The following is a 14449-nucleotide window of genomic DNA, read 5'->3' on the forward strand; positions in this document are numbered from 1 at the left end:
AAGTCATGTCCGGCCACTCCAAGTGGGCGACGACCAAGCACAAGAAGGCCGTCATCGACGCGCGTCGTGCCAAGTCATTCGCCAAGCTCATCAAGAACATCGAAGTCGCCGCCAAGATCGGCGGCGCCGACCTCGCAGGCAACCCGACGCTGTACGACGCCGTGCAGAAGGCGAAGAAGACGTCGGTACCCAACGACAACATCGACCGTGCCATCAAGCGTGGCGCCGGGGTATCCGGTGAGTCCGTCGACTACCAGACGATCATGTACGAGGGGTACGGTCCCAACGGCGTCGCGCTGCTGATCGAGTGCCTCACCGACAACAAGAACCGCGCGGCCGCCGAGGTGCGCACCGCGCTCACGCGCAACGGTGCGACGCTGGCCGACCCCGGCAGCGTGTCGTACAACTTCACGCGTAAGGGCGTGATCGTCGTCGGCGGCGACGGCACCACGGAGGACGACCTGATGATGGCCGCCCTCGAAGCCGGTGCCGAGGATGTGGGGTCGCACGCGGACGGCTTCGAGGTCGTCACCGAGGCGTCCGATCTGGTCACGGTGCGCTCCGCCATCCAGGAGGCCGGCATCGACTACGAGTCTGCGGACGTCGAATTCGTGCCGTCATTGAAGGTCGAGGTCGACGCCGAGACGGCGCGCAAGGTGTTCCGCATCATCGACGCGCTCGAAGACAGCGACGACGTGCAGAACGTCTACAGTAACTTCGACCTGTCGGCCGAGGTGCAGGCCGAGCTCGAGAACGACGACGACTGAGCCCGCGGGCGCGCCGCCCCGGCCCGTCCCGGACACCGGCCTAGGGTGGACGGCGTGAGCGGGCGAAGCATGCGGGTGCTCGGGGTCGACCCCGGACTCACGCGATGCGGCGTGGGGGTGGTGGATGTCGCCCCCGACCGTTCGGCACGGCTTGTCTACGTCGGCGTCGTGCGTTCGCCCGCCGACGCACGCATCGAGTCACGGCTGGCGACGATCGCCGCCGGCATCCGCGAGGTGCTGGCCGCGCATCGGCCCGACGTGCTGGCCGTGGAGCGCGTGTTCGCACAGCAGAACCGCAACACGGTGATGGGCACCGCCCAGGCGAGCGGCATAGCACTGCTGCTCGCCGCCGAGCATGGCATCCCGGCCGCCACGCACACGCCCACCGAGGTGAAGGCCGCCATCACCGGCTATGGCGCTGCGGACAAGCTGCAGGTGCAGACCATGGTCGCGCGAATCCTGCGGTTGGATGCCCTGCCGAAGCCCGCGGATGCCGCCGATGCGCTCGCGCTCGCCCTCTGCCACGCGTGGCGCGGGAGTGGGCTCGCATCGTCCGGGGCGCAGGGACCGCTGACCCCGGCACAGCGGGCGTGGGCGGATGCCGAACGTGCCTCGCGCCGGTGAGACGTGTGTCGCTCGAACAAACGTCCGAGATTCGTCCTAGGCTGTCGACATGATCTCTTCTCTGCACGGCACCGTCCTGCACGCCGGGTCCGACGTCGTCGAGGTCGTCGTCGGGGGAGTGGGCTTCACCGTTGCCGTGACGCCGGAGGTCGCGCGCTCGGCGCGCGTCGGCGAGACCCTGCATCTGCACACGAATCTCATCGTGCGCGAAGACGCGCTCTCGCTCTACGGGTTCGCCGAGCGGGCCGAGTGCTCGCTGTTCCAGATCCTTCTGGGAGTGACCGGCGTCGGTCCCAAATCCGCGCTGGGCGTGCTCTCGGCGATGTCGGTCGATCAGATCGCGCAGGCGGTGTCTGATGATGACGACGCGCCGTTCCGGCGTGTCTCCGGCATCGGGCCGAAGACGGCGAAGCTCATCGTCGTGCAACTGGCGGGCAAGCTGGCGCCGCCGGCTGCAGCCCCCGCTGGTGCGCCGGCAGCAGGCTCGGCGATCGCCGGTCAGGTGGTGATCGCACTGGTGGGTCTGGGCTGGAGTGAGCGCGTCGCGGCCGAGGCCGTCGAGGTCGTGGCGGCCGACGCGGGGGAGTCCGACCGCACGAACGTGCCGGCGATGCTGCGGCTGGCGCTGGCGCACCTCGGCCCGGCACGGGAGGCCGCCCGTGGATGAGCTCGACCCCGAGATCCAAGACGAGTCCGAGCTCGCTATCGAGGGCGCGCTGCGCCCGTCCTCGCTCGCCGAGTTCATCGGGCAGCAGAAGGTCCGTGGTCAGCTGCAACTCCTGCTCGACGCCGCCCGCATCCAGCAGCGGCCCGCCGATCACATTCTGCTGGCGGGCCCACCGGGACTGGGCAAGACCACGTTGGCGATGATCGTGGCCCACGAGAGCGGCCGCGCGCTGCGCATGTCGAGTGGTCCCGCCATCCAGCACGCCGGCGATCTCGCCGCACTGCTGTCGAGCCTGACGCCCGGCGAGGTCCTCTTCATCGACGAGGTGCACCGCATGGCGCGCTCGGCCGAAGAGATGCTCTACCTCGCCATGGAAGACTTCCGCATCGACATCATGGTCGGCAAGGGCGCCGGCGCCACCAGCATCCCGCTCGACCTCGCACCCTTCACCCTTGTCGGCGCCACCACGCGATCCGGGCTGCTGCCCAATCCGCTGCGCGACCGCTTCGGCTTCACCGCCCATCTGGAGTACTACGAGCCCGACGAACTCGAGCAGGTCATCGCCCGCTCGGCCGCCATGCTCGACGTTGCGCTTCCTCAGCCGGCGCGAGCGGAGATCGCACGTCGCTCGCGCGGCACTCCGCGCATCGCGAACCGCCTCCTGCGCAGGGTGCGTGACTACGTGATCGTGTACGGGTCGGGTGCCGCGGGCACTGTGGACCCGGCGATCGTCGATGCCGCGCTCGATCTGTACGACGTCGATGCGATAGGTCTGGACCGGCTCGACCGCGCCGTGCTCGACGGCTTGATCCGCCGATTCCGCGGAGGGCCGGTGGGGCTGAACACGCTCGCGGTCACGGTCGGTGAGGAGGCGGAGACCATCGAATCGGTGGTCGAGCCCTACCTCGTGCGGATCGGCTTCATGGCCCGTACTCCGCGCGGTCGCGTGGCGACACCGGAGGCCTATCAGCACCTAGGGATTCCGCATGCGGACGGAGCCCTGAACCTCGATGACCTATAATCGCTGAAGGCTTCCCCGATCCCCCTCCGGCAGTGCCGCCGCGGCATGCCGACTTCGAAAGGTGTTACCCCCCGCATGATCTTTGCGCAGACGACAGCCGCAGCCGCCGACACGGCGAGTTCCGGCGGCATCGCCACGTTCTTCTCCCAGTACGGCCTGATCATCCTTCTGGTCCTGCTCCTGGTCTTCATGTTCTGGAGCTCGCGTCGCCGGATGGCCAAGCAGAAGACGGAGCAGGAGGCCAAGGCCCGCCAGACCGTGCCGGGCGCCCAGGTGCTGCTGCAGGGCGGTCTCTACGGGACGATCGTGTCGTACGACCCCGACAACCTCGACCAGCCGGCGATCGTCGAGCTCGCGCCCGGGGTCGACATCAAGGTCCACAGCCAGGCGATCCTGCGCGTCGTGACGCCGACCGACGAAGCGCCCGCGGACGAGGCCTTCGACGACGAGTCGACTGCCCCGCAGATCGAGACGGCGGAGGAGACGGCCGAACGGCTCAACGCCGAGAAGAACGACAAGAAGGACACGCCCGAGGCCTGATCGGGCCGCCCCGCGAGAAAGCTGACCCTCCGTGGCCGCATCCACCCCCGTCAAGCACGCTTGGCGCGCCCTTCTGGGCCTCGTCATCGTCGTCGCCGTCCTGGCCGGCATCAATGCCCTGGGCGTCTACGTGTTCAAGGGTGCCTCGTGGGCGCCCGAACTCGCCCTCGACCTGCGCGGCGGCACCCAGATCATCCTGCAGGCGAAGACTCCCGACGGCTCGAAGCCGACCACGGACGAGATGGCACAGGCGGCGACGATCATTCGCCAGCGCGTCGACGCGTCAGGCGTCGGTGAGTCCGACATCCAGACGCAGGCCGGCAATCAGATCGTCGTGCAGATCCCCGGCAAGGCGGACGACGAGACCCGCAAGCGCATCGAGGCCTCCGCGCAGATGCAGCTCCGGGCGGTGCTGTATTCGGGTGCCCCGGCCACCAGTTACGTCGGTGAGGACAACAAGGAGACGCCGTACCCCACGCCGGCTCCGACGTTGGAGGCGACGCCGACCGCGTCGCCGTCGAACGCGAGCGACCCGAGCTGGATCACTCCGAAGCTGCAGGCCCAGTTCCTCGCGTATGACTGTGACAATCCGGACAATGACCCGGCGGACGCACCCAAGGACGAGCCGCTGATCACGTGCGAGGCCGATGGGTCGGCGAAGTACATCCTCGGTCCTGTCGAGAGCCAGGTGATCGATGGTAAGACCGTCTACCTGGACGGCTCACGCATCAAGACCGCCAGCTACGGCACCAACTCGCAGACCGGCGAGTGGCAGGTGGATCTGAAGTTCGACGCCAACGGCACGAAGATCTTCTCCGAGGTCAGCGTGCGCCTGTACGGGCTGAAGAGCGAGTCGCCACGCGACCAGTTCGCCTTCGTGCTCGACGGCAAGGTCATCTCCGCACCGTCGATGAACGGCGTCATCACCGACGGCAACCCGTCCATCACGGGAAACTTCAACGAGCAGACGGCGAAGACTCTTGCCGACCAGCTCAAGTACGGCGCACTGCCGTTGAGCTTCACCGTGGTCAGCTCTGACACCATTTCGGCGACGCTCGGTTCGCAGCAGCTGCAGATCGGCCTGATCGCGGGCCTCATCGGTCTGGCACTGGTGGCGCTGTACTCGCTGATCAGTTACCGGGCCCTGGGCTTCGTGATCATCGCCTCGCTGGCGGTGATGGGCGTGATCACGTACCTGATGCTGTGCATCCTCGCCTGGCGCATGGGCTTCCGCCTCTCGCTGGCCAGCGTCGCGGGTCTCATCGTGACGATCGCGTTCACGGCAGACTCGTTCATCGTCTACTTCGAGCGAATACGCGACGAGCTGCGCGACGGCAAGTCCATCACCGGCGCCGTCGAAGACGGCTGGGCCAGCGCGAAGCGCACGATCTACATCGCGAAGGCCGTGAACATCCTCGCCGCTGTGGTGCTGTACATCCTGGCGGATGCCACGGTGAAGGGCTTCGCCTTCACTCTCGGGCTCACCACGGCCATCGACATCCTGATCTTCATCCTGTTCACGCACCCGGTCATGCAGCTCGCGGCGCGAACGCGATTCTTCGGCCAGGGGCACAAGCTCTCCGGGATGGACCCGGACGCCCTGGGCGCCGTCTACCGTGGCCGCGCGCAGTTCGTGGCGCCGGCCATCGAGGGTAAGGGTGCCGCTGCGCGGCGCACCGGCCGCTCCCGCAAGGAGGCCGAACGTCGGCAGACCATCGCCGAACGCAAGCTCGCGGAGGAACGTTCGGCGAAGGAGAGTCAATCCACGACCGTCAAGAAGGGGGCTGATCGCTGATGGGCGCCATGAGCCGGTTCGGCAACAACCTCTACTCGGGCAAGGTCTCCTTCCCCTTCGTTCCCAAGCGGCGACTGTGGTTCATCATCGCCGGCGCGCTCGTCGTGCTGTCGGTGCTGGTCCCCTTCGTGCGACCGGTGGAGTTCTCCATCGAGTTCACCGGGGGCTCGCAGTTCACCGTGTCGGGCGTGAGCGATCCCGACCAGACGGTCGCGTCAGCTGCCGTGGTGTCGGTGGTACCTGATGCCACCACCAAGGTGACGACGGTGGGCACCGACAGCGTGCGCGTGCAGACCGACCAGATGACCGCCGACGAGACCCAGGCGGTCCGTGCAGCGCTGGCGAAGGCGTACGACGTAGAGATCGGGGAGGTCACGGCGTCGTTCATCGGTCCGAGCTGGGGCGCAGATGTCACACGGCAGTCGCTGTGGGGCCTGGCCATCTTCCTGGCGCTGACCTTCCTCATCCTGGCGCTCTACTTCCGGACGTGGAAGATGTCGGCCGCCGCGATCATCGGCCTCGTCGACGTGCTCGTCATCACGATCGGCATCTACGCGGCGGCGGGCTTCGAAGTGTCGCCGGCGGCGGTGATCGGGTTCCTCACGATCCTGGCGTATTCGCTGTACGACGTGACGGTCGTGTTCGACAAGATCCGCGAGAACACGCATGAGGACGGCGAGCATGCCAACCGCACGTTTGCAGAATCGGTGAACCTGGCGGTCAACCAGACGCTGGTCCGTTCGATCAACACGACCGTGGTGGCCGTGCTGCCGGTCGGCGCGATCCTGTTCATCGGTGCATTCTGGCTGGGCGCGGAGACCCTCAGCGACATCTCGCTGGCGATCTTCGTGGGCATCATCGTGGCGGCATACTCGACGCTGTTCGTGGCATCCCCTCTCTACTCGTTGTTCCGCGAGGGCGAGCCCGCTCTCAAGGCCCACGATGCGAAGGTCCGCAAGGCCCGGGCGCAGTCGGCGGTGACCGTCTGAGAAGCGGTCGGCGCGAGCGCCGGGCGTAGGATTGTCGGAATCAACGCAGAGGGGGCGGAGCATGGCTGAGACCGTCTCCTCTGCGCAGAGCTCCTCGCTGCGCAGGCTCGTGCCACGGATCTTCTCGCGCTCCGCGCGGCGCGACGACGTCGAGCAGCTGATTCGCACCGTGCGTGCGCATCATCCCAAGGGCGACCTTTCCATTCTCGAACGGGCATATGCCACCGCCGAGAGAGCACACGACGGGCAGAAGCGGCAGAGCGGCGAGCCATACATCACGCATCCGCTCGCCGTTGCGCAGGTTCTTGCAGATCTGGGACTCGGGCCGCGTGCGGTCGCGGCGGCGCTGCTGCACGACACCGTCGAAGACACCGACTACAGCCTCGCCGAGCTGACCCGCGACTTCGGCGACGAGGTCGCGATGCTCGTCGACGGTGTCACCAAACTCGACAAGGTGAAGTACGGCGAGAGCGCACAGGCCGAGACGGTCCGCAAGATGATCGTGGCGATGTCCCGCGACATCCGGGTTCTCATCATCAAACTCGCCGATCGCCTGCACAACGCGCGCACCTGGGGGTTCGTTCCCCCGGAGAAGGCCAAGCGCAAAGCAACCGAGACGCTGGAGATCTACGCTCCACTGGCCCATCGCCTCGGCATCCAGACCATCAAGGCAGAACTCGAGGATCTCTCCTTCGCCGTCCTGCAGCCCAAGCTGTACGCCGAGATCGACAGCCTGGTCAAGCAGCGCACCCCGCAGCGCGAGCAGTACGTGCAGACGGTCATCAAGGACGTGGAGTCCGATCTGCGCGACCTGAAGATCCGCGGGCAGGTGATGGGGCGGCCCAAGCAGCTGTACTCCGTGTACCAGAAGATGATCGTCCGCGGCCGTGAGTTCGACGACATCTACGACCTCATCGGCATCCGTGTGCTCGTGAACACCGTGCGCGACTGCTACGCGGTGCTGGGAGCCATCCACGCGCGCTGGACACCGTTACCGGGCCGCTTCAAGGATTACATCGCGACGCCGAAGTTCAACCTGTACCAGTCGCTGCACACCACAGTGATCGGCCCCGGTGGTCGCACGGTGGAAATCCAGATCCGTACGCACGAGATGCATCAGCAGGCCGAGTACGGTGTGGCGGCGCACTGGAAGTACAAAGAGCGGATGAACGGCGGCAAGTCAGACGGCCGCGTCGACGCCGACATGGCCTGGCTGGCTCGTATCTCGGATTGGCAGGCCGAGACGGCCGACCCGGGGGAGTTCCTCGATTCGCTCCGGTTCGAGATCGGTGCGAAGGAGGTCTACGTCTTCACACCGAAGGGGCGGGTGATCGGCCTCCCTGCCGGTGCCACCCCCGTCGACTTCGCCTATGCGGTCCACACCGAGGTCGGGCACCGCACCATGGGGGCGAAGGTCAACGGGCGTCTCGTCCCGCTCGAGTCCGAACTGCACTCGGGTGATGTCGTCGAAGTCTTCACCTCGAAGAATCCGGATGCCGGCCCCAGCCAGGACTGGCTGAGCTTCGTCAAGAGCACGCGCGCGCGCAGCAAGATCCGCGGTTGGTTCACGAAAGAGCGCCGCGAGGAGGCCATCGAGCAGGGCAAGGAGGCCATCGCGCGCGCGATGCGCCGGCAGAACCTTCCCCTCCAGCGGCTGATGAGCCAGGATTCCTTCGCCGAGGTCGCGCAGCAACTGCGGTACGAAGACGTCTCCGCCCTCTACGCGGCGGTCGGCGAGGGCCACGTGTCGACGCAGTCGGTCCTTGAGAAGGTCACCGCGCTCGTCACGGCGAACGAGACCGCGACGGGCCCGATCGACCTGCCGCCGCACGGCGGCAAGCCGCGCTCTCACCGGGGTGGCAGCGACTCGGGCATCCTCGTCCGGGGCGCGGACGACATTCTCGTCAAGCTCGCCAAGTGCTGCACCCCGGTGCCCGGTGACAAGATCGTCGGGTTCGTCACCCGCGGCAGCGGCGTCTCCGTACACCGTGCCGACTGCACGAACGTGAAGGCGCTCATGGCCAACCCCGAGCGGCTCATCGACGTCGAGTGGGCGCCGACATCCAAGAGCGTGTTCCTGGTGCAGATCCAGGTGGAGGCCCTGGACCGGTCGGGTCTGCTCAGCGATGTCACGCGGGTTCTCAGCGACCACCACGTCAATATCCTTTCGGCGACGGTCAGCACGGGCGACGACCGCCTGGCGATCAGCCGTTTCGTCTTCGAGATGGGCGATACCGTTCACCTGGATCGGGTGCTGAACGCGGTGCGCCGGATCGAAGCCGTCTACGACGTCTACCGCGTGACATCGAGCTGAGCCGCACCTGCTATCCACGTCCGGAGGGTCGTACGGGCACGGCGCTTTCCGGGTAGCGGTCCGGACCGCTCGAGCGAGAGCAGCGCGTCTGCAGGGGTGACGGCGCCGATCTCGAGGAGCTGCTGCGCGGTCGTCGTGGCAACCGTCGAATCCGCGCGCAGAAGGTCAGTGACAGTCCGGGCCACAGTCGTCACCCGCACGCCCCCGAGGAGCAGAATGTCGCACTGATCCAGAGGTGTGTCGTGGTAGTCGAGGCGCAGGTCGATCACGTGATGCCGGCGTCGTGCGCCGATGCGCTGCACGCTGTGCCGTGCGGGCGGCCCGGCGGTCGCACCGTGGATCCACGCGGCGCTCAGCCCGGTGGCCGCGAGACCCTCACCGAGCAGCGGTGCTATCGATCCGGCGCGGAGTGCAGCGGTCTCCACCGCGTCCGCGGGCATATAGGCGTCGCCGACGGAGATGAGGTGTCCGTCGAGGCATGCCGCGCTCAGCTCGGCCGAAGAGAGACGATCACCGGGGAAGTACAGATGCGCGGATCCCATACCGGCAGTGTGCCCGAGCGGGCGGCCGCGGGGCAGGGGGGATGCTGCGGCTGTGGATAACCGCGGCGGAGTGCGTACCGATGCGCGGCGTCAGCCGCCGACGACCTTCAGCCACGCCTTGCGGGCCTCGAGCGCCTCGGCCGCTTGGGCGATGGCACGGGCGTCGCCGGACGCCTCAGCGTCGGCGAGCTCCTGCTCGAGCTTCGCGATCGCGTCGTTGAGCTGCCGAGACATGTCGTTCGCGCGCGCCTTGGTCTCGGGATTGTTGCGCTTCCAATCGACGTCTTCACGACCGCGCACATTCTGCTCGATCTTGCGCAGCTCGTCGTCGAGAGCCCGTTCCTTGTCGCGCGGGAAGATGCGCCCGATCTCATCCCAGCGACGCTGGATGGCGGTGAGGGCCTGGCGCGCCTTCGCGATGTCGTGCTCGTCGACGATCGGCCGGGCCTCCTCGAGGAGGGCCTGGCGTGCCTCGATCTTCTCGCGCGAGGCCTCGACCTCGGCGGACTCGCGGTCGGCGCGCGCGCCGTAGAGCACGTCGCCGGCGGCTTTGAAACGTGCCCACAGGGCGTCGTCGGCCTTCTTGCCGGCGCGTCCGGCGTTCTTCCACGCGTCGAGCAGGTCGCGGTACGTGCCGATGCCGTCCTCGCCGCGCGGTGCCAGCGCCTCAGCGCGCTCGATGAGCGTCGTCTTGCGCGCGCGAGCGGCCTTGTGCACGTCATCCAACTCGGCGTAGAACTCGCGGCGTGCGCGGTCAAGCGTCGCGCGGGCGTCGCGGAACCGCTTCCAGAGCTTCTGCGCGACCGACTTGGGCAGGCGCGGTCCGTTCTGCTGCTGCTCCTGCCACTGCGCGAACAGGTCGTTGAGCTCTGCGGTGGTCTGCTTCCACTGCACCGATCCGAGGTCGCGGGCGGCGAGGGCCTCGACGCGTTCGACGAGGGCGGTGCGCTCAGCGATCGCGGCATCCACCGCTTCGCGGGCTGCGGCCGACTCGGCGACGGCTGCCTCTTCGAGCTCGGCGGTGAGGGCGTCCAACCGCGTGACCAGGCTCTGCAGGTCGCCGACGGCGGCGGCGCCGACCGTCTTCTCGCGGATCGTTGCGGCCGTGCTGCGCAGGTCGGCGGCCGGAGCGCCGCCGCCGCGGTGACGTGCCTCGAGAAGTGCTACCTCGCCTGCGAGGTCGGCGTACTTGCGCTCGAAATAGGCGAGGGCTTCGGCGGGGGTGCCGTCGGGGTACTCGCCGACGACACGCCACTGCTCGCCTTCGCGGACCGAGACCACGCCGTTGTCGTCGACCCGGCCCCAGTCGCCGGGGGCCGACGTCTCGACGTCGACGGCCGGTGCGGATTGTACCTTGCGCAGTGCCACGGTCGGGCGCGCGGGCACCGGGGGAGTACGGGGAGTGTTCTCTGCGTCGGCAGTCACGGGAGCACCTCATCACGGCTGGCGCCGTCGGCGGGGGTTGAAGGGAACTCCCAGCCTAGTACGTCCGGCGCTCCGGTCACGGAGTCATCGTCGGTGCCGGGGTCGTGGCATCCGTCGCTGCGGGGGTGGGCGTGACGGTGGTGGTCGCCGTGGGTGTCGGCTCGGGCACGGGCTTGCCGGGGCCCTCCGTGTAATAGGCGATCTGCGCGACCAGGATGCCGATCAGCAGGACTGCGCCGACGATGCCGCCGATGACGTTGTCACGGGTGCGGCGGCGCTCTCGTCCCGCGTTCAGTTCGACGCGTGCTCGATAGGCACGGGCACGGTCGCGCTGGACGCGCGCGTCTTTGTCGTTGGCACGGGGCGCCACGGGGCCTCCTCAACACTGCGGTTCCCGGCACTTTCCGGGCCGGGACGATCCTACGCAAGGTGTCTATGGCTCGACAAAGGGCGATGTCACCGGTGACGGTTAGCCTGGGAGGATGACGACCGCATCCGCCCTGTTCGCCGGCCATACGCCGCTGGCCGTGCGGATGCGCCCCACCTCGCTCGACGAGGTCGCGGGGCAGAAGCACCTGCTGCGGCCGGGTTCGCCGCTGGTGGCACTGGCCGATGGGGATGCCTCGACCGCGTCATCCGTCTCGGTCATCCTCTGGGGGCCGCCCGGCACCGGCAAGACGACCCTCGCGCAGGCGATCGCCCGCTCGTCAGGGCGGCGCTTCGTCGAACTGTCGGCCGTGACGGCTGGGGTGCGAGACGTGCGCGAGGTCATGCAAGACGCGCTGAACCAGCGCGATCTCTACGGACAGTCGACGATCCTCTTCCTCGATGAGATCCACCGCTTCACAAAGGCCCAGCAAGACGCCCTGCTGCCCGGTGTCGAGAACGGCTGGGTCGTGCTCATCGCCGCGACGACCGAGAACCCGTCGTTCTCGATCATCTCGCCGCTGCTGAGCAGATCACTGCTGCTGACGCTGCAGCCGCTCAGTGACGACGACCTCGCTGTGCTGATTGACCGCGCGGTGACCGATGCCCGTGGGCTCGCCGGGGCCTACACCCTCGACGACGAGGCCCGCGCCGCGCTCATCCGGCTGGCGTCCGGCGACGCGCGGCGGGCACTGACGTCGTTGGAGGCCGCGGCATCGTTGGCATCTCCGGCCGAGGAGGGCGACGAGACGCCGGCGATCAGCGCCGAGAACGTGTCACAGGCCGTCGACAAGGCACTGCTGCGCTATGACAGGCAGGGCGACGAGCACTACGACGTGATCAGCGCGTTCATCAAGTCGATCCGCGGCTCTGACGTCGACGCCGCGATGCACTACCTCGCGCGCATGATCGAAGCGGGCGAAGACCCGCGGTTCATCGCTCGGCGCCTGGTCATCTCTGCCGCCGAAGACATCGGGCTCGCCGATCCGCAAGCGCTGCAGATCGCCGTCGCCGCCGCCGACGCCGTCGCCTTCATCGGCATGCCCGAAGGACGCATCCCCCTCGCCGAGGCCACGGCGTACCTGGCCACGACAGCGAAGTCGAATGCCGCCTACCTGGCGATCGACAAGGCCATCGCCGACGTCAAGGCCGGCGGGTTCGGTCGGGTGCCGGCCCATCTGCGCGATGCGCATTACCCCGGCGCCAAGCGCCTCGGGCACGGCAAGGGGTACGTCTACCCGCACGACATCGACGCGGGCGTCGCGACCCAGCAGTACCTGCCCGACGAGCTGCGCGGGCGTCGCTATTACGAGCCGAAGGCCCTCGGCGCGGAGCGAGATGTGCAGGCGCGTCTGGAGAAGATCCGGCGGATCCTGGGGGAGTAGCCCGCTACGGCAGCAGGGCCCGGGCCCATCGCGCGATCGCCGCGTCGAGCGGGTTGTGGGCCTCGTGATCGGGCTGCACCCACGCCACCTCGACGAGTTCGCGGCTGGATGCGGCATCCATCGTCGCCACCCGCTTGCCGAACACAGCAGCGCGTTCTCGCCGATCGGGGCCGACGAGTTCGAACCAGACTGTTCCGAGGAACCCGAGCTTTGAGGCGGGGATGGCGATCCCTGTCTCCTCCTCGAGTTCACGGGCGGCGGCCTGGCGGGCGGTTGCGCCGTCTTCGATCATTCCGCCGGGCAGTTCCCATTCGCGGCGCCAACGGTTCAGACCGAACAGCACCCCGTCCGGTGACTCCAGGACGACGAGTGCGAGCGGGCGCGGGTCCCCCGGGGGACGCCGGCGAGTCCCGGCGCCCGCTCCCCGGGGCCCGTGCCCCGGGTTCGAAATCAGGTGTTTTCGCGAGATCAGGTCGTTTGAGCCGGAGATTTGCCTGATTTGGCGAGAACACCTGATTTGAGACGGGCGAGGCGGTGGTCAGGTTGCGAAGGGGGTGGATGCCGCGGTCGGGGGCGCCGGGACCCCCGGGGCCCCCGGGGCCCGTGCCCCGGGTTCGAGATCAGGTGTTTTCGCGAGATCAGGTCGTCTGAGCCGGAGATCTGCCTGATTTGGCGAGAACACCTGATTTGAGGCGGGGCGAGGGGTGGTGAGGTTGCGAAGGGGAGGGGATGCCGCGGCCGGGGTGCGCTCAGGCGCCGTCTGATAGTGCTAAGGCGCCGTCTGATAGCATGGATCGGCTCGAGACCGTGTTTTCGGGCATCCCCCTCCTCTGACCAAGACCTTCCGGCATGCCCCGGCGTGCAGTCCCGAAGGGCGAGGAGCGGGAGATACGTCCGCGAGCCGTGAAAGACACGGCCGCGTCATCGGAAGGAAAACTTCGTGGTCACGAAGTCCCAGGACCGCCGCAAGGTCCGCCTCTCCCGTGCTCTCGGCGTCGCCCTGACGCCCAAGGCCGCGCGCTACCTCGAGAAGCGCCCCTACGGCCCCGGCGAGCACGGCCGCACCAAGCGCAAGCAGGACAGCGACTACGCCGTCCGTCTGCGCGAGAAGCAGCGTCTGCGCGAGCAGTACGGCATCCGCGAGAAGCAGCTGCGCATCGCGTTCAACGAGGCCCGTCGCAAGGACGGCCTGACCGGTGAGAACCTGGTCGAGCTGCTCGAGATGCGTCTGGACGCCCTCGTGCTGCGTTCGGGCATCGCCCGCACCACGGCGCAGGCCCGCCAGTTCGTCGTGCACCGTCACATCATGGTGGACGGACAGCTCGTTGACCGTCCGTCGTTCCGTGTGAAGCCGGGCCAGCTCATCCACGTCAAGGAGCGCAGCGAGGGCACCGAGCCGTTCCAGGTCGCCGCCGCCGGTGGCAACGCCGAGGTTCTGCCCCCGGTTCCCGGCTACCTCGAGGTCGACCTCGAGAAGCTGCAGGCGCGCCTGGTGCGTCGCCCGAAGCGTGCCGAGGTTCCCGTCACGTGTGACGTCCAGCTGGTCGTCGAGTACTACGCCGCGCGCTGACACGACGCGCGACAAGCGAACGCGAGGGCGTCGGGACACTCCCGGCGCCCTCCGTCGTTCCCGCCTGGACGCGTCGGCCGTGCCGATTACGATAGGGGGATGCCGCGTCCGCGGTCGAGGAGTGGAGACATGAAGAGTCTGGTGTTGTTCGCGTTCGGTACCGCCTGTGGCTTCGTCCTCGCCCACGTCATGAACAAGGACCCGCGCGGGCACGAGGTGCTTGCCGCCGTCGACGCGCGCATCACCGAGTTCACCGACCGAATGGGCGACGCCTACCGTCAAGAGGAGGCCCGGCTGGCCGGTGCTCCGGCAGGCGAAGAGCCCGCAGCCTGACCCGCGGCATCCCGAACCCCGCCGGCTGCGCAGCGACGTCGCCGGCACCTC

The 14449-nt window shown here is 68.1% G+C and carries 15 protein-coding genes; 11 read left to right on the plus strand and 4 right to left on the minus strand.

What is annotated here, in order from left to right:
* Positions 1–5 precede the first annotated feature (5 nt).
* From PU630_RS08085 to PU630_RS08120, 8 genes are all read left to right on the plus strand, one after another.
* Positions 6–767: a YebC/PmpR family DNA-binding transcriptional regulator gene (locus PU630_RS08085; protein WP_275279852.1), complete on the plus strand. Its 762-nt coding sequence runs from the start codon at positions 6–8 to the stop codon at positions 765–767.
* Between the two features lie 69 nt (positions 768–836).
* Positions 837–1391, plus strand: coding sequence for a crossover junction endodeoxyribonuclease RuvC (gene ruvC / locus PU630_RS08090; protein ID WP_275280055.1), 555 nt, complete (start codon positions 837–839; stop codon positions 1389–1391).
* Between the two features lie 49 nt (positions 1392–1440).
* The gene (gene ruvA / locus PU630_RS08095; protein WP_275279853.1) at positions 1441–2058 is read left to right on the plus strand and encodes a Holliday junction branch migration protein RuvA; all 618 of its coding nucleotides are present in this window, start codon (positions 1441–1443) and stop codon (positions 2056–2058) included.
* Positions 2051–3079 (plus strand): Holliday junction branch migration DNA helicase RuvB, encoded by a 1029-nt coding sequence (gene ruvB / locus PU630_RS08100; protein WP_275279854.1) that lies wholly within the window; start codon positions 2051–2053, stop codon positions 3077–3079. The genes ruvA and ruvB overlap by 8 nt, the downstream gene beginning before the upstream one ends.
* A gap of 75 nt (positions 3080–3154) precedes the next feature.
* The gene (locus tag PU630_RS08105) at positions 3155–3619 is read left to right on the plus strand and encodes a preprotein translocase subunit YajC (protein ID WP_275279855.1); all 465 of its coding nucleotides are present in this window, start codon (positions 3155–3157) and stop codon (positions 3617–3619) included.
* A 31-nt stretch (positions 3620–3650) separates the two neighbouring features.
* Positions 3651–5414 (plus strand): protein translocase subunit SecD, encoded by a 1764-nt coding sequence (secD, locus tag PU630_RS08110; RefSeq protein WP_275279857.1) that lies wholly within the window; start codon positions 3651–3653, stop codon positions 5412–5414.
* Complete coding sequence (gene secF / locus PU630_RS08115; protein WP_275279858.1) at positions 5414–6403, plus strand: protein translocase subunit SecF; 990 nt, start codon at positions 5414–5416, stop codon at positions 6401–6403. Before secD ends, secF begins: the two co-directional genes overlap by 1 nt.
* 61 nt (positions 6404–6464) lie before the next feature.
* Positions 6465–8717 (plus strand): RelA/SpoT family protein, encoded by a 2253-nt coding sequence (locus tag PU630_RS08120; RefSeq protein WP_275279859.1) that lies wholly within the window; start codon positions 6465–6467, stop codon positions 8715–8717.
* On the opposite strand, the gene PU630_RS08125 is transcribed toward PU630_RS08120, so the two are convergent.
* From PU630_RS08125 to PU630_RS08135, 3 genes are all read right to left on the minus strand, one after another.
* Positions 8696–9259, minus strand: a complete 564-nt coding sequence (locus PU630_RS08125) for a hypothetical protein (protein WP_275279860.1) — start codon at positions 9257–9259, stop codon at positions 8696–8698. The two genes, PU630_RS08120 and PU630_RS08125, sit on opposite strands and share 22 nt — an antisense overlap.
* 90 nt (positions 9260–9349) lie before the next feature.
* Complete coding sequence (locus tag PU630_RS08130) at positions 9350–10684, minus strand: DUF349 domain-containing protein (RefSeq protein WP_275279861.1); 1335 nt, start codon at positions 10682–10684, stop codon at positions 9350–9352.
* 76 nt (positions 10685–10760) lie between these two features.
* A complete protein-coding gene (locus PU630_RS08135; RefSeq protein WP_275279863.1) occupies positions 10761–11054 on the minus strand; it encodes a dioxygenase in 294 nt (97 codons plus the stop codon).
* A gap of 112 nt (positions 11055–11166) precedes the next feature.
* On the opposite strand from PU630_RS08135, the gene PU630_RS08140 reads away from it, so the two are divergent.
* Entirely contained in the window at positions 11167–12495 is a 1329-nt protein-coding gene (locus tag PU630_RS08140; protein WP_275279864.1) for a replication-associated recombination protein A, read from the plus strand.
* 4 nt (positions 12496–12499) lie between these two features.
* Here PU630_RS08140 and PU630_RS08145 read toward each other — a convergent pair whose 3' ends face one another.
* Entirely contained in the window at positions 12500–12838 is a 339-nt protein-coding gene (locus PU630_RS08145; protein WP_275279865.1) for an NUDIX hydrolase, read from the minus strand.
* A gap of 597 nt (positions 12839–13435) precedes the next feature.
* Between PU630_RS08145 and rpsD the strand changes: the two genes are divergently transcribed.
* Positions 13436–14065 carry a 30S ribosomal protein S4 gene (gene rpsD / locus PU630_RS08150; RefSeq protein WP_275279866.1) on the plus strand — a complete coding sequence of 210 codons (630 nt, stop codon included), beginning with the start codon at positions 13436–13438 and terminating at the stop codon, positions 14063–14065.
* Positions 14066–14194: 129 nt separating this feature from the next.
* Positions 14195–14398 (plus strand): hypothetical protein, encoded by a 204-nt coding sequence (locus PU630_RS08155; RefSeq protein ID WP_275279867.1) that lies wholly within the window; start codon positions 14195–14197, stop codon positions 14396–14398.
* Positions 14399–14449 lie beyond the last annotated feature (51 nt).

Origin of the sequence: Microbacterium horticulturae (genome assembly GCF_029094505.1) — a bacterium.
Lineage (GTDB): Bacteria > Actinomycetota > Actinomycetes > Actinomycetales > Microbacteriaceae > Microbacterium > Microbacterium horticulturae.

What these genes read in the sequence shown, in the direction of transcription:
- PU630_RS08155 (WP_275279867.1), top strand. Translation starts at nt 14,195, where the DNA reads ATGAAGAGTCTGGTGTTGTTCGCGTTCGGTACCGCCTGTGGCTTCGTC.
- PU630_RS08085 (WP_275279852.1), top strand. Translation starts at nt 6, where the DNA reads ATGTCCGGCCACTCCAAGTGGGCGACGACCAAGCACAAGAAGGCCGTC.
- ruvC (WP_275280055.1), top strand. Translation starts at nt 837, where the DNA reads ATGCGGGTGCTCGGGGTCGACCCCGGACTCACGCGATGCGGCGTGGGG.
- ruvA (WP_275279853.1), top strand. Translation starts at nt 1,441, where the DNA reads ATGATCTCTTCTCTGCACGGCACCGTCCTGCACGCCGGGTCCGACGTC.
- secF (WP_275279858.1), top strand. Translation starts at nt 5,414, where the DNA reads ATGGGCGCCATGAGCCGGTTCGGCAACAACCTCTACTCGGGCAAGGTC.
- PU630_RS08120 (WP_275279859.1), top strand. Translation starts at nt 6,465, where the DNA reads ATGGCTGAGACCGTCTCCTCTGCGCAGAGCTCCTCGCTGCGCAGGCTC.
- PU630_RS08105 (WP_275279855.1), top strand. Translation starts at nt 3,155, where the DNA reads ATGATCTTTGCGCAGACGACAGCCGCAGCCGCCGACACGGCGAGTTCC.
- PU630_RS08140 (WP_275279864.1), top strand. Translation starts at nt 11,167, where the DNA reads ATGACGACCGCATCCGCCCTGTTCGCCGGCCATACGCCGCTGGCCGTG.
- PU630_RS08125 (WP_275279860.1), bottom strand. Translation starts at nt 9,259, where the DNA reads ATGGGATCCGCGCATCTGTACTTCCCCGGTGATCGTCTCTCTTCGGCC.